This is a genomic window from Corynebacterium sp. HMSC076G08 (assembly GCF_001811515.1).
In the GTDB taxonomy this organism is placed as follows: Bacteria; Actinomycetota; Actinomycetes; order Mycobacteriales; family Mycobacteriaceae; genus Corynebacterium; species Corynebacterium hiratae.
In genome coordinates this window covers 1-16,933 of the sequence record NZ_KV805079.1, presented here as the reverse complement: position 1 = coordinate 16,933, position 16,933 = coordinate 1, and the positions used below count along the sequence as shown (strand labels likewise).

Genomic DNA, 16,933 nt, shown 5'->3' with positions numbered 1-16,933 from the left:
GGAAGGAGCCCGGGACCGGGAGTACGATGCCTAATGATCCTCTCAACCTCGACAAGGCCGGCGAGTGGGCTGGCGTGTGGTGGCTGCCGGAAGCCCCTAGCGAGAAGGTCCCGGGTGTCCTACGGTACGACCCGGAAGATGGTCTCTCTCTGTCGCTGATCGGCACCTTCGAGGATCGGATCTTGACGACGGACTCGTCTGGATGGACTGCTGTTCACGAAGGAACCCGCACCTGGGAAGTCATGCACGGTGTGGCCGAGCTCAGGGAGATCACACTGCTTGGCTGTGTTCCTAGGAGCACCAGAAGGACCATGGGTGCGCGAGTGGCGAGCCCTGATAAGCAGACCGTGACCGCGACGGTCGCCATCATCGGCGCGCATGTCAGCGGTGACGCGGATCCGGCGTTCGCTAGGGCAGAAGTCTCAGTCGAGGATCTGAGTCTCTGGGCGGCGTCTTCTGTGTTCGAAGGATCCCTCGGGGCTCCCGACGGCAAGATCGATGGGACCGGGCGTATCTCGGTGAAGCCGGTCGAGGCGCAATCGGTCGTGGTCGACGACACTGAGTATCGCCTTCAGCACACGCACACGCTTCCATTCTTCGACCAGCGCAAGGGAGGAAGCGTCGGACGTATGCGGGACACGGTGTCCATCTGCGTCGTGCCAGCCGAACCATTCTCTCTGAGTGTTGCTCTGCAGGAGGCGAGCCTGGTGCAGGACCTGATCTCCCTGGCGACGCATCGCGCGGCCGGAGTGATCTGGCTCCGACTGGAAGTTGCCGGGACCGAGTCGCACTTCCCTGATGGCCGCCCGCTGCCGCGCCGACGTGCCGATGTGCTCTACTCACCGGCCGCGCTTGGAAAACACGACGCGAAAGTCGTCGATCACCACCGAATGTTCTTCACCTGCGGCTCGATCCCATTTGAGGAGGTCATGCCCCGATGGTGCGAGGCCCATGGCCGCCTGGAGGCAGCGACAAACATGATCTTGGGCTTGCGCTACGCACCGGCCCGTTTTGTTGAGAACAATCTTCTGACGGCAGTCGATGCTGCCGAGGTGTTGCACCGCAACCTCCGCATCGACGAGAAACCGTTCCCCAACGCGGAGTTCAGGGCGATGCGAGAGGCGATGCTGGCGCAGGTTCCCGATGAGCACCGAAACAGGTTCAAGGGGGCGATCCGCAACGACCCGACCCTCCGTGATCGGCTCCATGCCCTCGCCGCGCGACCCGATCAGGAAGCGATCGCACAGCTCTTACCGGATGTCGACCATTGGGCGAAGTGGACGACGCGCGCCCGCAATGACCTCGCGCACGAGGGCAGAACGCCCAACCATTCCATCGAGGAGCTGATCGCCGTCGTCGAGGTGACGACCGCGGTCGTAATCCTCAACGTCTTGCACGAGCTCGGGTTGCCGGCGGAGCGGCAGCGAGAGATCGTGCGGGAGCACCCGCAACTGAGGGCTACGTTCCGTACCGCTGCCGAATGGCTGGTTCCCTCACCAAACCCTTAGGTGCACTGCGATAGCCGCTACTTCGGAACCTCCGTGACGCTGCTGCCCGGTCGTTTAGTGCGAGACGCGTGTAAGCCTGCTCTATCGCTCGTTCGTTGAGTGCGTCATGGCGGGCGGGCGAGACGACCGGCTGTAAGTGGTGGCAGCGCGTCAGTGCCGCCTGGTGCGGCGGTGAGACGGGAGAATGTCGTCGGCCCTTAAGAACGCGGTGGAGTTCCGCTTCAATGTCAAAGCTCCATGTCGACGTGCTGCCGGGCCCGTTTCCCCCGGAAGCATGTCTGAGACCGTCATGACGCCTGAGACGCTTGCCCTACGCGGGATTCTCGTTGCGCGTCTTGACTAGTTCCAGGTGCTCATCGATCGGTACGGCGCGACCAACCCGAAGTTGTTCGGGTCCGTCGCGCGCGGCACCGCGTCTGCAGGATCGGACATCGACATCCTCGTCGGGATGGACCCTGCGGAGGGACGTCTCCTGATGCGTGCGTCTGGTCTGCTCGAGGAGAGTCGCGCTCTGTTCGGGCGCGATGGCATCGACGTGTTTCCTGCCCAGTTGCTCAGGCACCCGGTATCCGCTTCGACGCTCGCCGAGGCGGTGCCGCTGTGAGTCGCAGTCCGGCGAAGCCGTGAACCATCTTCCCGATGAGATCACCGGCGCGCACCCTGAGATCGTCTGGCCTCAGATTCGGGATTTCCGCAACATCCTGGTGCACCAGTATTTCGGCGTCGACATCGACGTGGTCCGCGATATCGTCGATACTCATCTGCCTCCTCTTGCCTAGGCGCTGCGGTGCCACATCTCTGCTAACTGACGGCGCGGCTCCAAAGGTTATTCGGCTACGGAACGTGGTCGAGTTTAAGTTCAATGTTAGCTAAGGGCCTTATTAAAAGCGTTTGGCAACACGCGCTCCTATTTACCTTCGTATCTCGCGAGACGCTGACGTGGATGGCCTCACCATCGACCGGCAGCGTCAGGACTGTGAAGCCATTGCAAAGCAGCGTGGCTTGGACGTTGGACATAGGACATAACTACGTCGATCAGTCCATTTCCGCGTCAAAGAAGAATGTGGCTCGCCCCGACTACGACGCCATGGTGGCATCCTTTGAACGCGGCGAAATCGACGCGATCATCTGCTGGGACCTCGAACTACCCGCCCCACGTCGATGGGTAGTCCGATCAGTCGGACAAAACTACTCCCGCACCACAGCGTAATAAGGGGTGCACCTTAAAAACATCCGGAGGTGGGGGTAACTCCCCCTCGTTGCCCAGAGACAAAATACGCCAGTGGCGTCTGTACGACGAGCCGAAGGTAGGACAAATTCCAATCCAGAGAGGTCTTGCACTGTTGCGGTGCGGTTGTCTTCTTTCTCACCGTATTGGACCCTGCGAAATTAATTGGATACGATAGGCCCATGTTGATTTCAGGTTCCGTTTTCATGCGGCCGCTCACCAGCCGCTAAGGCGGTTTTCTCCCTCCCGCAGGTTAGAAACCGCTCCGGTCCTTTAGCCGGGCGGCTATTTGTCATGCCCGGCTCCGTTTCAACTCCAAGGAGCACACCTGATGTCTGCATACGGATACGGCCGTCACGAGCATGGCCAAAATTTTCTCACAGACCACAAGATCATCAACTCCATCGTCGATCTTGTGAAACAAACCTCCGGCCCCATCATTGAGATCGGGCCAGGAAGCGGTGCCCTCACTCACCCGATGGCCCACTTGGGGAGGGCGATAACGGCAGTTGAGGTAGACGCAAAACTAGCTGCCAAACTCACAAAAAAGACCGCCTCGGCGGCGGTCGAAGTGGTCCATGATGATTTCCTTAACTTCCGGTTACCCGCCACTCCCTGCGTCATTGTGGGAAACATTCCCTTTCACCTCACCACTGCCATTCTTCGAAAGTTGTTGCATGCGCCGGCATGGACTGACGCTGTACTCCTCATGCAGTGGGAAGTCGCTCGCCGCCGGGCCGGGGTAGGTGCAAGCACGATGATGACGGCTCAGTGGTCCCCATGGTTCACGTTTCACCTTGGTTCCCGAGTACCAAGGTCTGCTTTCCGGCCACAGCCAAACGTTGACGGGGGGATCTTAGTGATCCGCCGGGTGGGTGACCCGAAGATTCCGATAGAGCAGCGCAAAGCCTTTCAGGCGATGGTGCACACCGTTTTCACTGCCCGGGGACGCGGGATAGGGGAAATTCTCCGAAGGGCAGGGTTGTTTTCATCACGTTCAGAGACACAATCATGGTTGCGCTCGCGAGGAATCGACCCCGCGACCCTACCTCCCAGATTGCACACCAGCGACTGGATCGATCTCTTCCAGGTGACTGGTTCCTCTCTACCTCACCATCGGCCCATTTCACCATCGGGAAGTAGTCAACGACCTCCTCAACGGAAAAATCGAGGCCGGCGGCGGTAATCCCCCCACCACCAAAACCGAAATCCACCAGTAGTAGTGAACGACCCATGTTCGTCTACCGTGAGCCGCGTTATGGCAGTGACGTGTTCTCGTCGGGCACAGTCATAGTTCCCGGCGTTGCCAGCGACAGGGTTCTACACCCAGCAGCGGGACCGATCAAAATCACCCGCACGGGGAACGACCCTGCTGGTGGTTTCGATTTTGATGAAAGCGAGGAGACATAGCCCCTCGCCAACTCCCCGTAGCTGGCGAACAGTAGCTCCTGGCGCTGGCGCTCGTTGGTGAGTTTGCGTGCCACATCGAAAGCCTTATCGACTTCCCGGTCCAAGTTGTTGTGAGCCTTGAGCAGAATTGGGTCCATCGATAACGGGTTGTAGTGCTCCGCGAGTGACCGCTGGGGGTGCCGCTCGCGTGCCCGCAGCACCAACTGTCCAGCGTCGATGATTCGCTGCTGCGCCTTCTCATCTAGTTCACACAGAGCTGGTCCGCAGTTGTAGCTCCCGATGTACTCCGAAAAACGGAAAAAATAAATAGTGGGGATACATCAACCTTCCACTTTCCATTCTTCCGGCTCAGAGTATTGAGGGGTCTGGGACCGGGTCCGTAAACCCTTTATGTTTTTCGCGCACAGCGGTTTTTAGCGACGCACCCTATAGGTTTTCCGCAGAACTTATATGTGTTTCTGTGCACCCCATATGTTGTCTGTTTTAGCGGTATTTCGTTGTTAATTCCGCACGCGCGCATCAAATGGTTATTTATCGACGACACTCCGTCGAGTTCAAGTTCAACGTGTAACGCGAGGCGTTAATGACGTTTCGCGTTATTGGGGGTAGGTTGAAGAGCGCTGTCTCTAACTCGGGTTTTCGTTCGGCCTCGGTCCATTCCGCTACCTCGTGTGAAGAATCTGCAAGCGGTATCGAACCGTTGAACTATTAGGTTCCCCCACAGTTCCCGTGCCTGCACGCATCGAGAAGGACCAGGTGGTGAACTCGAATGACTCGCCTGGTCCAACGTGTGTGCGCTCGGCGCGTGGTTTAACCCTTATAAGACTTGCCGGTCACAGCCTCAGCGTTTCGCTCGTGCAGCCCGCAGGCCGTTCAAGATCACGATGACTTCGGCGACTTCGTGTACCAACACGACGGCGGCCAAGCCCAGTACACCGCTGATCGCCAGTGGCATCAACACGATGATGATGGCCAGAGACAGCACGATGTTTTGGTTGATGATCCTGCTGCCTCGGCGGGCGTGCTGCAGCGCCTGCGGGATCAGCCGGAGGTCGTGGCCAGTGAAGGCGACGTCAGCGGACTCGATCGCGGCGTCAGAGCCGGTTGCTCCCATCGCAATGCCCACCGTTGCGCCCGCCAGTGCCGGCGCGTCGTTGATGCCGTCGCCGATCATCGCCGTCGGCGTCTTGGAGGAGAGTTCGGCGACGATGCTTGCCTTGTCCTCCGGTCGCAGCTCGGCGCGCACGTCGTCGATTCCGGCGATTTCAGCCAGCGCCCGGGCGGTGCGAGTGTTATCGCCGGTGAGCATGCTCACTTCCACGTCGTTGTCGTGCAGGGACTGCACGGCATCGGGCACCTCGGGCCGCAACTCGTCGCGCACCCCGATCGCCCCGGCGAGAGCGTCATCGACGGTGACTAGGACGCAGGTCTGGCCTTCGGACTCCATGCGCTCAACGTCCGCCTTCAGTGGCCCGGCGTCGATCCATCGGGGGCTGCCGACCAGCACCCGTCGGCCTTCGACGGTGCCGCCGATGCCATGACCGGCTTCCTCGCTGATATCCAAGGCGGTGGGCGCTTCGGGCTCCGCTGCCACGATCGCCGCGGCGAGGGGGTGCGTCGATTGCTGCTCAACCGCCGCCGCGAAGGAAAGCACCTGCGCCCGATCGAATCCGTCTGCCGGGACCACTCCGGTAACCTCGGGCTGGTTGCGGGTAAGGGTTCCGGTCTTGTCTACCGCTAGGTGACGGATGCCGCCGAGTCGCTCGAACGCCGCGCCGGACTTGATGACTACTCCGAACTGGCTGGCCGCGCCGATCGCGGCCACGACCGTCAGCGGCACGGAGATTGCCAGCGCGCACGGCGACGCTGCGACCAGGACCACCAGCGCACGGGTGATCCAAGTCTCGGGGTCGCCCAACAGCGAGCCGATCACGCCGACCAGCACCGCCAGGATCATCACCCCGGGCACTAGGGGTTGGGCAATTCGGTCGGCGATCCGGGCGCGGTCACCCTTCTCCGCCTGCGCCTGCTCGACGAGGTCGACGAGTGTGGTCAGCGAGTTGTCCGTTCCAGCTGCGGTCGTCTCGACCTCCAGCACACCGGCGGAGTTGATCGCTCCCGCGGGTACCTCGTCGCCGGGCGCAACCTCCTCCGGAATGGATTCTCCGGTGATCGCTGAGGTGTCAAGGCTGGAGCGTCCGGACCGAATGATGCCGTCCGTGGCGATCCGCTCCCCGGGGCGTACGACCATTAGCTCGCCAACCTCAAGGTCCTTCGCAGCGACCTCGGCCGTCGTACCGTCGCGCAGCACGGTCGCGGTTTGCGGTACCAGCTTCAACAGTGCCCGCAGTCCGCCTTGGGCCCGGTCCATCGCCTTGTCTTCAAGCGCCTCGGCGATCGAGTACAGGAACGCCAGCGCCGCGGCCTCTCCGACGAAACCAAGGATCACCGCGCCGACCGCGCTGATCGTCATAAGCAAGCCAATGCCGAGCTTGCGCTTCGTGACAAGGTTCCGGATCGCTCCAGGTGCGAACGTGTAAGCGCCCAACAGCAGGCCAAGCCAATACAGTACCGTTGCGGGCGTCTCCAAGTCGGACCAGTCCAGCGCCAGTCCTGTAATGAGGGCTACGCCGGAGAAGATCGGTAGCAGTAGCTCGGGGTCCTTCCACCATGGCCGATCGAGCTCTTCGATCTCCGTGGCGGGTTCGTGTTCGCATCCACATGCTGAACTCATGCGTCCGTTCCTTTCTCGCCGCAGCCGGGCACCGAGCACTCGGTGTCGATGCAGGGGGCATTCTCGTCGACGGCCAGCGTCGCGTTGACCAGCGCTTCGAGCGCCGCCGCGAGGTGCGGATCGGCAATTTCGTAGCGGGTCTTACGGCCCTCCGGCTCAGCGACGACGATGCCACAATCGCGTAGGCAGGACAGGTGGTTCGAGACGTTCGAGCGGGTCAGATCCAAGCTTTGCGAAATCTCGGCCGGGTAGCCCGGACCGTCGAGTAGGGTCATCAGGATTCGGGAACGCGTCGGATCAGCCATGGCCCGGCCGAGCCGGTTCATGACGTCGAGGCGCGAAGCAATAGTCAGCATGTGCTGAACAATACAACGTGTGTTGAACTATTCAAAATGCACTGAACTGACGGTTCCGCGAAGGTCCTGCGACCTGCAGGAATTAGTCGATGGGATAGCAGATGACTGATCCTTTGTGGTTCGGCTGCCACCCAACGCGGGAGCGACGTGATCGGCGGGGTCAGTTCAGCATTCGAATCAACGACCAGTGGCGGATCTGTTTTCGGTGGTCCGCCGCGGGGCCAGAGGAGGTTGAGATCGTTGACTACCACTGACAAGCTCCCTCCGGTTCACCCCGGTGAGATCCTCATGGAGGACTTTCTCAAGGAAATGGGGATCACCCAGCACAAGCTCGCCGTCTCCATTGGCGTTCCGCCCCGCCGGATCAACGAGATTGTCCACGGAAAGCGGGCTGTAACCGCGGACACTGCTCTTCGCTTGGCTAAGTTCTTCGGAATGAGCCCCCAGTTCTGGCTCGGGTTACAGGCTCAATATGACTTGGACGTGGCGGAAGACAAGATCCTCTCGGAAATCGAGCGGATTCAACCGGTCCAAGCTGTCTCAGCGTAGCGGTTACCCGAACCAGGTCCGTCAGCGTGAGGATATGCACGCGGATGGTTCGAACTAGGAAATTTGGGGCTGCCGTCGCGTGGACTTGAGTTCCGAGCGCCGCTTTTTCGCTTCGAGACGGCGTCGCACCGAGCTCTGCGTCGGCTTGGTCCTGCGCCGCGGGGGAGGAAGCGGAGCGAGCGCCTCACGCAAGAGGGCGGCCATGCGCTCTCGCGCCTCGGTGCGGTTACGGACCTGCGAGCGCTGCGTCGACGCGCTCACGGTGAGCACTGTGCCGTCCAGGCGGTGTTCGAGGTTGTGAAGGACGCGGCGACGCTGGGCGTCGGAAAGCGATGAGCACGTAGCGATATCGACGGAAAGCTGCACTTTGCTGTCCGTAGTATTGACGCCTTGGCCACCTGGTCCCGACGACTTCGCGAACCGCTCCGTCAGGTCGGCGGCGACGATGACCAGACCCCCGGGGATCCCTGGGCCAGGCGCGATGGTCAGGTCGTTCATACCGCCCAGCTTAGTTAGAGTTGCTTCCGGATCAGACCCGCCGTGCGAGATCAGGGTAGTGTACGACCACTCCGTCACCGTCGACCTCCAACTCGACGTCGACTCCCCGTGTTCCGCTTTCGTATCGGACAGTTTCAGCATCGACGGAGCTGTAGTACTGGTCTGATGCGATCACCTGGAGGGACGGCATATCAATCCAAGCCATGATCAGTTGCGTTTTCGGAACCTGAGTCTCAAGCAGCGTCAAGCGACGAATAGGCATTGTGTTGGTGAGAGGGCACAGACCGAGATCGCAATCGAGTGCGGCTTTCAGGTCGGCTGACTGGACGATACCGGGGGAGGGCAGATCTTCAGGCTGGGCACCCTCTTCATTGGTTTCCGCCGACCACACGCCTTGCTCGGACCTAAACAGCTCGAGGCTTCGCCCCCATCCGTCGCCTTCAACGTTCACCGTCACACGTTCGGTCACCCAGTTCTCCGCGGCGCGCAGCTCCCACGTGGCCTCGTATCCATCGCCGTATTGCACTCCGGAAGCGGTCAAACCGGCTCCTAAAAAATGAACTGCGGCCTCGTTCCGGATGAGGGGAGTCTCGACATGCTCCCACTTATACGTGCGCTCCATGGTGAGGATTTTACCACGCTTGATGGTGCGAAAAGGCAGGTAGCTTTCGATTTGGACCACGTATCGAGGACGAGGCTTACCGGCAGAATGGTGTATTCAGTAGGTTCGCGACGCAGAAGAATCCCATGAATGAGAGCACGGCCCACACGGCCGTTGCCATCTGCAAATGGGTGAATCGTTTTGAATTGAGCGTGAGCAATCGCGGCTTGGATAAGAGCACCGTGCGAAGCGCCATCGAGGTAAAGACATAAGTCGTCTACGAGGTCATGGACTAGACGTGGGGGCGCTGGGATGAACTCGGCCCCAAAGAGTGTGTGGTTACTTCCACCAATCCAGTTTTGAATAGTGCGGAGACCAGTGGGGATAGAGCCCTTCTCCCCCATCAACTCTCTTTGGAGCTTTTCAAGAAGGCCGATGGAGATGTTGGTTCGGTGGCAAAGCTCTTCTCAATGGAACACAGAACGGTGAGGTTACGCGCAACCTCTTCCGCGCTTTCCTTAAAGCCGCGGACTTCCTCCTTTTGGGCGAGTTCCGCGAGGACAACCTTGTCGACGTTGGGCGCAATACCTTCAATGCGTGAGGAAGAAATCGCCTCAGAACGCATGAGCAGGCGGGCCACAGACTCCAACTGGCCTGAAGCCGCATGGCGGTTGAGCCCCAAAATATCTCGCTTGATACGCGCTGCCCGGCTGGTGCGCTTTGGGGAAAGTCCATGCCGTACTTACAAGATGGTCAGGGACATAGGCCTGAAAAGGACCTTCAGCCTTATCACGCCGGGGAATGCCGGAGCCTGATTCGGGGATCCAGCTCTCGGTAACGTAGTGGGGCATGTAGAGGCTATCCATTCGTCAAACCCCAATGAGTGGTTGGATAACTCTTATCCAACCACTCATTGGGGTTTAGGTGCTAGATAACTCTTAAACATTCGGGCTTTAAGGCTGAAATGTAGCCTCAATGAGAATGCCAATGACAATCCCATCTGACCGGCCGCGCTGACCTCGGCCAAATCCCCAGACCTCGATCCCGAAACCTCCTGGTGGGTGGTGGGGCGTCGCCAAGCGCTTGGCGACGCCGACCTGAGGTTTCGGGTTTCAGGTCTGGGGAAATGCAGTGGAGGCTGGAAACGCCGAAGCCCGTCGCCCAAGTCAACTGCGCAATGAGTACATCAATGACAACCTCAATGAGAATTTTGTCATTGAAGCGCTCAATGTTAGCTATGGCGGCTATAGCTGCACCGCGCAGTGTTGGAGGTGGAGGAGAAGGAATGCAGTTAGTCGCGGGGCTGCAGGCGCTTAACCAGCTGCTCGTGGTGGACTGGGGCGAGGCAGCCGGCGTCCACGACGCGCCGGGCTAGCTCTTTGTCCCCCATCTTGGCTGCGAAGGCCATGCCCATGGTGATGTCGTGGTCGGGGCGGCCGATAAGTGTAATCTCATCGCCAGGTTTGATGCGGCCAGGCTCGATGATGCGCAGGTAGGAACCGCAATCACCGCGCTCCGTGAAGGACTTGAGCCAGCCGGGCTCGTCCATCCAGCCGGAGAAGGTGGCGCAGGGCGTGCGCGGGATGGAGACCTCGAGCACGCACTCCCCCACCTGAATGCGCTGGTTGATGAGCATATTCGGCCAGGAAATCCCCTCAGTAGTGAGGTTCTCCCCGAAGTAGCCATCACGCAGCACGCGGTTAAGCGTGCCCTCCCAGTAATCGAGCTCCTCACGGGCCACCGCATACACGGCCTTCTCAGCGCCGCCGTGGTGGGCGTGGTCACCGATGGAATCCCCCACCACGCCGGAGCCGTCACCGTAGTTGGGCCCGGGTATTTCCAGATCCAGGAAGGGGCGTGGCTGCTTATCGATGCCCGTGTACTCGTGCCGCCCGTGCGGCTCGGGGCGGCGGACAGCGACGTTCGTGGAGATAACCTTCATGCTCACCTATTGTGGCACACCTCACGCGCTCACATGTCGCGATCGTGGAAGAGCGCCTCCGCAGTCACGAGGTCGTAGAAGAAGAGGCGGGGGGCGAGGGGAAGGACGTCGGCAAGCATGGGCATGTCCTCCTTGAGCAGGGGGCTTTCCATGATGATGTCATTCGCCGCAGCGCGGGAGGCTAGGGCGAAGGCATAGGAAATATAGGGCATCCAGGCCGCTGCATTGAGCTCGTCGGCGGTGTTTCCGCTGGCAAAGGCGCCCAACGCGATGAGGGTGTGGTTGACGGACATGTCAACGCCCGCGTTTTGCACCAGCGAGGCCAGTGCCGTGGCGTCCTTGCGCAGGTGCTCGATGGTGCCCAGCGCATCGAGGGCGCCGTTGTTGGCAAAGCACTCGCGCAGCGCGGCGACGCGGCCGGCCTCCCCCATCAGATCATCGACGGGCGGTGTGGGGCTGTGAATGGTCGCAGCATTGAGCAGCATCGGGCGGGTCAGGCCATCGGCGCCGGTCTCGCGCACGGCGGTGAGCTCTGGGTTCTCGCTGGCTGAAGGATCGAGGAGAAGATCCAGGTAGCTATCGGCGCTGGACTCGGCGGTGGGCTCCAGCGGCGAGTGGAACAAGCGCGTGCGCGCGAGCGAGCGGGCTTGTTGGTTCACGCTGACGCCGGTGCGTGCCAGGGCATGGAGTGCGTCCTCCGGTTGGGCGCGTAGGCGGTCAATCGTGCTGTCGAACATCGCTTGCAGTTTGGGGTTGGGGCTGCGCTGGGAGAGCACGTGGAGCGCGCGGAAGGTGCCCCACAGCTGTTCCGGAGTCCAGTCCTTTGAGGCCAGAGCTGCGGGCGAGCCTTCCGGCGTGATCACGATGGAGGCGCTGGAGGGGCGTGCTGGGGCGGCGAGGTTGGAGGAGGCGCGGAGTTCGCGGACGTCGACAAGCAGCGAGCCATGCTCAGCAAGCTCCGCGGGCAGTTCAAACCCCTCTTCGGTGGGCGTGAGTTGGGTGGGCGCTACGGTGGGCTCGGCCAATGGCCAGGCCCAACCCACTAAATCTGCCTGCGGTTCTGCGTTCTGTTCGATGATAATCTCATCGCCGTTGAGCAGACCACGGCTGACGAAGGGGGACTTGCGGACGGTGGCTAGCGCCGCATAGATGAGGCTGGTGGAGGCGGATGCTTCGTACTCGACGATGCGCCGCTCCAAGCTGCGGGCCTGGTGAGCCTCGCGCTCCCCCGCCGGGAGGGAATCCAGGTAGTCCTCGTAGGACAGCGTGGACCACATGAGGAAGAGCTCAGCCGTTGGTTGCTTGCGCACGGCGTTGGCCAGCGCGGCGTTGGGTACGGCGAGGCTGGTGACCGCCTGCGTCGTCTTTGAGGTGCGCGCCAGTTCCTTGATCTTCTGCCGGCCGTCGATGGTGACGAACTTCGCCAGCGGCAGTGGGCGCGGCGAGTGGACGGTGAACATGTCATCCTGATCGAGCTGGCCGGCGAAAATAACCGGTTTATCGGAGTGCTCAGTGGGTTCCAAGCCGATGCGCTTGACGCGGCTAAACAAGGCCTCGGGCCAAACATCGAATTCCAGCTCATAGCCGGCGTCACTGGCCACCACCTCGCGGCGCGAGACCTCGGTGTCCTCGAGGGTGCGAAGGCCCTTCTCCAGCGCGATGGGCTTCTTTGGCGGAGAGGCCAACGTGTAGCTGAAGGCCGAGTGCGCGCCCAAGGCATCGATGATGCGGAAATCCATGCCGCGCGGACCATCGTTGGTCGCACGCATGTGGAGGCCCTCGGCGAGGGAGATGAAGCGGACGTCGACAAGCTGCTCGTCGTGCCACAGCGACACCTTGTAGCGGCCCACCCACGGGTCTTCGTAGAGGTCACCCGGGAAAGGTTCGGCGATGCCCGGCTCGAAGGTCTGTTCAGAAATCTCCTCCTGCTCGCCGCCGAGGGGCGCGTAGGTGAGATCGATACGCCACTCCCCTTCCGCGATGAGGTGCACGCGTGGGGACTGAGTAAAAATCGGCTCGTTATCGAGTCCGCAGGCGTTGGGAAGGACGGCGACGTCAAAGCCCCACTCAAAATCGCTGTGCTTGGCGACGTCCACCGGTTCCCTCTGCGGCACCGTCACCCGGTCCGGCAGCGGGCCCACTTCCCAGCCGGCCCAGATGCCGAGCGGCTCAGCGGCCTCGAGCGTGCCCTGCGGCGCGATGAGCGTCGTGCGGTCGTAGACGATGAAAGGAGCGTCCTCCGTAATGCCCGTGAAGGTGGTGGGCTCGATGAGCTCCTCCTCGCCGTCGCGCAGAGTCACAATGATGCGAGTAAAGGGGCCGGGAATGCCTACTTCAAGCGGCTCGTCGGTGGCGAATTCACGCAGCGTGTGCGGGCGATCAATGAAATGCGATTGGACGACCCAGCGGGGATCGGTGAGTTCTGCTTCCGGGAAGGTGGCGGGCAGCTGAAGCGTGAGAATATTGCTGCCGCGACGCAGGGACAGCCGGGGGCCCTGCTCGATGTACTCGCTGGCTACCAGGGGCGTAGTTGGAAGTGAATAAATCTCCGCGCTCATTTTCCTCATCATAGGACACAGCGGGGTGCGGTTGCCATGTGGCTGGTAGAGGGCTTAACTGTCCTAGAAGTAGGACAGGTGTCCTAAGCATAGGACAAATGGCTATAGTGGGGGCTATGGACCCACTACAACTCCTCAAGAAAAGCCCGCTGAGCCTTAGTGAAATCTCGCGGCGCTCGGGAGTATCGCGAAATACGCTCAATCTGTGGTTGCGTGGGGCAGCTCAACCGAGTTTGGCAGGGTTGGACAAGGTAATGCGCGTGCTTGGGTATGAGGTTTCCGTATCGGTGCATCGCATGAGTGACGCCGCCGCCGCGACAGCCGTCCGAGTTCTCTTGGGGGAGCTCAGCAGCGAAGAACCAGACGTTAAAAGGTGGATTGACCGCTTCGTGCAATGGGGCGATGCTCCGGGCGACGACGGTGACTATCAGACGCTCATTGAACGGGGCGCATGGGCGTCCAATCCCTATGGCCGCCACGGGGCTCTTCATTTTTTACCGGCGAATCCCATAACGCTTGCCTCAGCGGTTGATGCGAATGAGCAACCATGGGCGATGTCGGGTGCTTTTGCAGCTCAACGCAGCCCGGCGCAAAGCGCCAGGGGAGGAGAAAAGCCTCGGTCGACGTTGATTTGGTGCACAAATCCAGCAGACATAGTGCCCTCGTTGCCCACTCGGATTCACTCGAGTGCTGAGCCTGTATCCGGAGGAATCACCCTCGTGCCTGTCGCTGGTGAAGAGCTCACCGGCGCAACGAATGAAGCAGGAATACACTACGTATCACCGCATCAGCTTGCCATTGATGTGTGCGCAGAAAACTACGTCGGAGGGGCATAGTTGATGAGAAGAGCAACGAGCCGAGTGAGCTGGGAACACCATGAGCGGCCGCACGTTTCGGAGTTAGGGACCAACCGTGCGTTATTTCGATTAACCAAGCAACTTCCTGACTTGGTGTGGAACGCTGCCGCGCTGGAAGGAAACACTTTCACTCTCCCGGAAGTTCGAACCCTGCTAGATGGCATCACTGTGGGTGGAAAGGCGCTTGCTGAACAGCAACAGATCTTGGACTTGTCAGAAGCTTTCAACCTGCTCCATGAGCTGGTCCTCAAAGAGGAATGTGCGGTGGATAAAGCCACCAGTAACGCACTCCATGCCGTGCTAGCAAGGAACGAGGCCCTGGACGCTGGTCTTTTCCGTGGTGAAGGCCATGTGGAGGGAGATGGCGGTGGAGTGCGGCTCATGGATGGCGGGTTCATCCCTTTCGACTCTGCTGATGAATTGGGTGAAGCTCATGCCGATTTGCTGGTCTCCCTTCAAGGGCTTGAAAACCCAGTCGAGCAAGCGTTGGCCTATTTCTGCTCTGCCACGCGTAGCCAGTTTTACTTCGATGGAAACAAGCGAACCGCACGGCTTGTGGCGTCAGGCCTCTTGATGAGCAATGGCTACGCAGCACTTAATATCCCTAATGCGAGAAGGCTGGAATTCAACCTTGCCCTCGATGAACTGTTCCGATCCGATGACGCTACGACCTTGATGGACTTCCTGTATGACTGCCTAGAGGAGTCCTCCCAGTAAGCGCAGTAGGCCCTCCGCTTCCGAAGCGGAGGGCCTACGTGGGGGCTGAATGCTCAGCGCATCCTTTAGTGCATAGTGCTGTAGTGCTTAGCGGAACATCTTCTGCAGAGCGGAGAAGTCAGCCTTGACCACGCCGACAGACTGCAGGAATGCGGCGATGGCGCCGAGCAGGGCAGCCACAACGCCTGCGCCCAAGAAGCCGGCGCCGACGGGGTGGCGTGGCTAAAAGGAACAGAGTTGACGACACCAGCGGACTTGTTGTGGTCAATTGCCTGCTCGGAGATTTCTTCAGGGAGTGGCCGTATGGGGACTTGCCCAGAACACTGTTGACGTCGGCAAGCACTGCGTGGACACCATAAAACGACAAACGGTGAACCCCAGGAGGTGGGATTCACCGTGGTGAGTGAATGGGCAGATTATGCCATCTGCAGCGTGGTCACGCAGGTACCGCCTTCGTCAGAGGTATCCAGGGGAACCTCGCCGGTCTTGCCGTCCTGCTCGATGGTGATGGTGCCCTTCTTGTCGGCCGGCAGCCAGTAGCCAATGAAGCCGTTGTCGAACGTCGTGGTGTCTTCGTTGACTAGCTCATTTCCTTCGTCATCCGTGATGGTGACGTGGATGTCTTCCTGGCTGAGCTCACCGGTGCAGGTGGTCAGGGAGTGGTTGAAGCAGTCGTGCGTACGGGAGAGGTACGGCGCAATAGAGAGGTAGAACTTGTCCTCCGGCAGCGGCAGGGAGGCCTGACCCTGTTCAGTAGCGAGGATGAGCTCGTTCGGGCGCACGGATGCGAGGAGATCGCTATTGCGCTCGTCCTTGGACTGGCGGTCCAGCTTGTCCACGATTTCCTGGCCATCCAACCCTTCGAGATCGAACTCGGCGAGGATCTCCTCGGCAGGCACCTGTTGGATGTCGGTGCTGGAAGCGGCGCTTTTCGAGGCTTCACTCGGTACGGGGCTGTCAGTAGAGCAAGAGGACAGGGTGATGGCTGCGGCGCAGGCAGTGGTGAGGGCGATGAGGCGTTTCATAAGTCTTCCGAATGGGTCCGATTGTGTTTACTCAAGCCTATACCCCACCCGGGTATCTATCAATGGAATGAGAGAAGGATCATCTTTTCGTGCTACGCAGGTTAAACTCTCCCCTATGTCTGATACTTCGGCCGCAACTCTGCCGCCCTGCCCCGAATGCTCCTCTGAGTACACCTACGAGATGCCGCCGCTTATCGTCTGCCCGGAGTGTGCGCACGAGTTCTCCGCCGACTCTGCTGATGCTTCGGCCTCGGAAGGAAGCGAACCGACCATCGTCGACTCCGTGGGCAACGCGCTTGCTGACGGCGACACGGTCACCATCACCAAAACCCTCAAGGTCAAGGGCGCGCAGCAGCCACTGAAGGCCGGCACCAAGGTGCGCGGCATCCGCTTGAACTTCGACGCCGGCACCGGCCAGGAAGACCACAACATTGATTGCCGGATTGATGGTTTTGGCGCGATGAAGCTGAAGCCTGCTGTGGTGAAGAAGGTTTAGTAGTGAAGACGATGTAGGGCTACCCCAGGACTTTTACTGGTCCCGACTTGGGTCATGGGGTGGGTGAGCACCGACTTGCTTGAGACCGCTGCCTTTTGTCAGACGCCTCCTGCAGGTCGATGGAGGCGCGCAGACGTTGCGCGCTGCGAGGGGAGCAAAGAAGGTAATCCGGCCCTTCCGGTTTTAGAGTGCGTTGATTTTGTCCTGTAGTTGTCCGGAGTGGATTAGGCATCGCAAGATGTAGTGGTTGAGGTTTTTAAATCCTAGGGCGATGCCGCGTAGGTGTTCGAGTCTGCCGTTGATTGCCTCAACGGGGCCGTTGGATGCGCCGATATCAAAGTAGGCGAGCACGTCTTTGCGTCGACGCCATAGGGTGCGTCCCAGTTGGGCGAGTTCTTCTAAGCCTTTTGGTAGTCCCCTTTACGCAGGGTGTGGATGATGCGTTCCATGAGCT

The 16,933-nt window shown here is 60.3% G+C and carries 19 protein-coding genes and 2 pseudogenes; 10 read left to right on the top strand and 11 right to left on the bottom strand.

Annotated features, from left to right (window positions below):
* Positions 1 to 26: 26 nt before the first annotated feature.
* The 5 genes from HMPREF2806_RS10105 (at position 27) to erm (ending at position 3,922) form a co-directional block, all read left to right on the top strand.
* Positions 27 to 1,508: an ApeA N-terminal domain 1-containing protein gene (locus tag HMPREF2806_RS10105; protein WP_070512995.1), complete on the top strand. Its 1,482-nt coding sequence runs from the start codon at positions 27 to 29 to the stop codon at positions 1,506 to 1,508.
* Positions 1,509 to 1,857: 349 nt separating this feature from the next.
* Positions 1,858 to 2,112, top strand: a complete 255-nt coding sequence (locus HMPREF2806_RS13895) for a nucleotidyltransferase family protein (protein WP_232745419.1) — start codon at positions 1,858 to 1,860, stop codon at positions 2,110 to 2,112.
* Positions 2,033 to 2,287: a HepT-like ribonuclease domain-containing protein gene (locus HMPREF2806_RS13975; RefSeq protein ID WP_081636726.1), complete on the top strand. Its 255-nt coding sequence runs from the start codon at positions 2,033 to 2,035 to the stop codon at positions 2,285 to 2,287. Before HMPREF2806_RS13895 ends, HMPREF2806_RS13975 begins: the two co-directional genes overlap by 80 nt.
* A gap of 197 nt (positions 2,288 to 2,484) precedes the next feature.
* Positions 2,485 to 2,718: a recombinase family protein gene (locus tag HMPREF2806_RS10090; protein ID WP_224784272.1), complete on the top strand. Its 234-nt coding sequence runs from the start codon at positions 2,485 to 2,487 to the stop codon at positions 2,716 to 2,718.
* A 349-nt stretch (positions 2,719 to 3,067) separates the two neighbouring features.
* Entirely contained in the window at positions 3,068 to 3,922 is an 855-nt protein-coding gene (gene erm / locus HMPREF2806_RS10085; protein ID WP_070517629.1) for a 23S ribosomal RNA methyltransferase Erm, read from the top strand.
* Between the two features lie 70 nt (positions 3,923 to 3,992).
* Here the strand turns inward: erm and HMPREF2806_RS14070 are convergent, their stop codons facing one another.
* The 3 genes from HMPREF2806_RS14070 to HMPREF2806_RS10070 all read right to left on the bottom strand — a co-directional run bounded on the left by HMPREF2806_RS14070 (position 3,993) and on the right by HMPREF2806_RS10070 (position 7,236).
* Positions 3,993 to 4,346 carry a type IIL restriction-modification enzyme MmeI gene (locus tag HMPREF2806_RS14070; protein ID WP_016423158.1) on the bottom strand — a complete coding sequence of 118 codons (354 nt, stop codon included), beginning with the start codon at positions 4,344 to 4,346 and terminating at the stop codon, positions 3,993 to 3,995.
* 641 nt (positions 4,347 to 4,987) lie between these two features.
* Positions 4,988 to 6,880 (bottom strand): heavy metal translocating P-type ATPase, encoded by a 1,893-nt coding sequence (locus HMPREF2806_RS10075; RefSeq protein WP_016423157.1) that lies wholly within the window; start codon positions 6,878 to 6,880, stop codon positions 4,988 to 4,990.
* Complete coding sequence (locus HMPREF2806_RS10070; RefSeq protein ID WP_005530797.1) at positions 6,877 to 7,236, bottom strand: Cd(II)/Pb(II)-sensing metalloregulatory transcriptional regulator CmtR; 360 nt, start codon at positions 7,234 to 7,236, stop codon at positions 6,877 to 6,879. Before HMPREF2806_RS10070 ends, HMPREF2806_RS10075 begins: the two co-directional genes overlap by 4 nt.
* A gap of 149 nt (positions 7,237 to 7,385) precedes the next feature.
* Here HMPREF2806_RS10070 and HMPREF2806_RS13210 point away from each other — a divergent pair.
* Positions 7,386 to 7,490 (top strand): annotated as a pseudogene (locus HMPREF2806_RS13210) (type II toxin-antitoxin system RelE/ParE family toxin); the annotation flags it as partial.
* Positions 7,477 to 7,785: a HigA family addiction module antitoxin gene (locus HMPREF2806_RS10065; protein ID WP_083279048.1), complete on the top strand. Its 309-nt coding sequence runs from the start codon at positions 7,477 to 7,479 to the stop codon at positions 7,783 to 7,785. The pseudogene HMPREF2806_RS13210 and the gene HMPREF2806_RS10065, both read left to right, overlap by 14 nt.
* 54 nt (positions 7,786 to 7,839) lie before the next feature.
* Here HMPREF2806_RS10065 and arfB read toward each other — a convergent pair whose 3' ends face one another.
* The 6 genes from arfB to HMPREF2806_RS10040 all read right to left on the bottom strand — a co-directional run bounded on the left by arfB (position 7,840) and on the right by HMPREF2806_RS10040 (position 13,384).
* Entirely contained in the window at positions 7,840 to 8,283 is a 444-nt protein-coding gene (gene arfB / locus HMPREF2806_RS10060; RefSeq protein ID WP_070517628.1) for an alternative ribosome rescue aminoacyl-tRNA hydrolase ArfB, read from the bottom strand.
* 31 nt (positions 8,284 to 8,314) lie between these two features.
* Entirely contained in the window at positions 8,315 to 8,905 is a 591-nt protein-coding gene (locus tag HMPREF2806_RS10055) for a putative glycolipid-binding domain-containing protein (RefSeq protein ID WP_198531135.1), read from the bottom strand.
* A complete protein-coding gene (locus tag HMPREF2806_RS13885; protein WP_118779529.1) occupies positions 8,833 to 9,288 on the bottom strand; it encodes a Fic family protein in 456 nt (151 codons plus the stop codon). The genes HMPREF2806_RS10055 and HMPREF2806_RS13885 overlap by 73 nt, the downstream gene beginning before the upstream one ends.
* Positions 9,288 to 9,524 (bottom strand): Fic/DOC family N-terminal domain-containing protein, encoded by a 237-nt coding sequence (locus HMPREF2806_RS13880; protein WP_232745418.1) that lies wholly within the window; start codon positions 9,522 to 9,524, stop codon positions 9,288 to 9,290. The genes HMPREF2806_RS13885 and HMPREF2806_RS13880 overlap by 1 nt, the downstream gene beginning before the upstream one ends.
* A 651-nt stretch (positions 9,525 to 10,175) precedes the next feature.
* A complete protein-coding gene (locus HMPREF2806_RS10045; protein WP_070517626.1) occupies positions 10,176 to 10,826 on the bottom strand; it encodes an MOSC domain-containing protein in 651 nt (216 codons plus the stop codon).
* Positions 10,827 to 10,855: 29 nt separating this feature from the next.
* The gene (locus tag HMPREF2806_RS10040; RefSeq protein WP_070517625.1) at positions 10,856 to 13,384 is read right to left on the bottom strand and encodes a hypothetical protein; all 2,529 of its coding nucleotides are present in this window, start codon (positions 13,382 to 13,384) and stop codon (positions 10,856 to 10,858) included.
* A gap of 98 nt (positions 13,385 to 13,482) precedes the next feature.
* Between HMPREF2806_RS10040 and HMPREF2806_RS10035 the strand changes: the two genes are divergently transcribed.
* On the top strand, positions 13,483 to 14,220 hold the full coding sequence (locus HMPREF2806_RS10035) for a helix-turn-helix domain-containing protein (protein ID WP_070517624.1): 738 nt from the start codon (positions 13,483 to 13,485) through the stop codon (positions 14,218 to 14,220).
* A gap of 24 nt (positions 14,221 to 14,244) precedes the next feature.
* The gene (locus HMPREF2806_RS10030; protein WP_232745414.1) at positions 14,245 to 14,958 is read left to right on the top strand and encodes a Fic family protein; all 714 of its coding nucleotides are present in this window, start codon (positions 14,245 to 14,247) and stop codon (positions 14,956 to 14,958) included.
* A 416-nt stretch (positions 14,959 to 15,374) separates the two neighbouring features.
* On the opposite strand, the gene HMPREF2806_RS10025 is transcribed toward HMPREF2806_RS10030, so the two are convergent.
* Positions 15,375 to 15,983, bottom strand: a complete 609-nt coding sequence (locus HMPREF2806_RS10025) for a CueP family metal-binding protein (RefSeq protein WP_070517622.1) — start codon at positions 15,981 to 15,983, stop codon at positions 15,375 to 15,377.
* A 115-nt stretch (positions 15,984 to 16,098) separates the two neighbouring features.
* Between HMPREF2806_RS10025 and HMPREF2806_RS10020 the strand changes: the two genes are divergently transcribed.
* Entirely contained in the window at positions 16,099 to 16,479 is a 381-nt protein-coding gene (locus HMPREF2806_RS10020) for a zinc ribbon domain-containing protein YjdM (RefSeq protein WP_049154826.1), read from the top strand.
* Between the two features lie 183 nt (positions 16,480 to 16,662).
* Here the strand turns inward: HMPREF2806_RS10020 and HMPREF2806_RS10015 are convergent.
* Positions 16,663 to 16,893: pseudogene (locus HMPREF2806_RS10015) on the bottom strand (transposase); the annotation flags it as partial.
* Positions 16,894 to 16,933 lie beyond the last annotated feature (40 nt).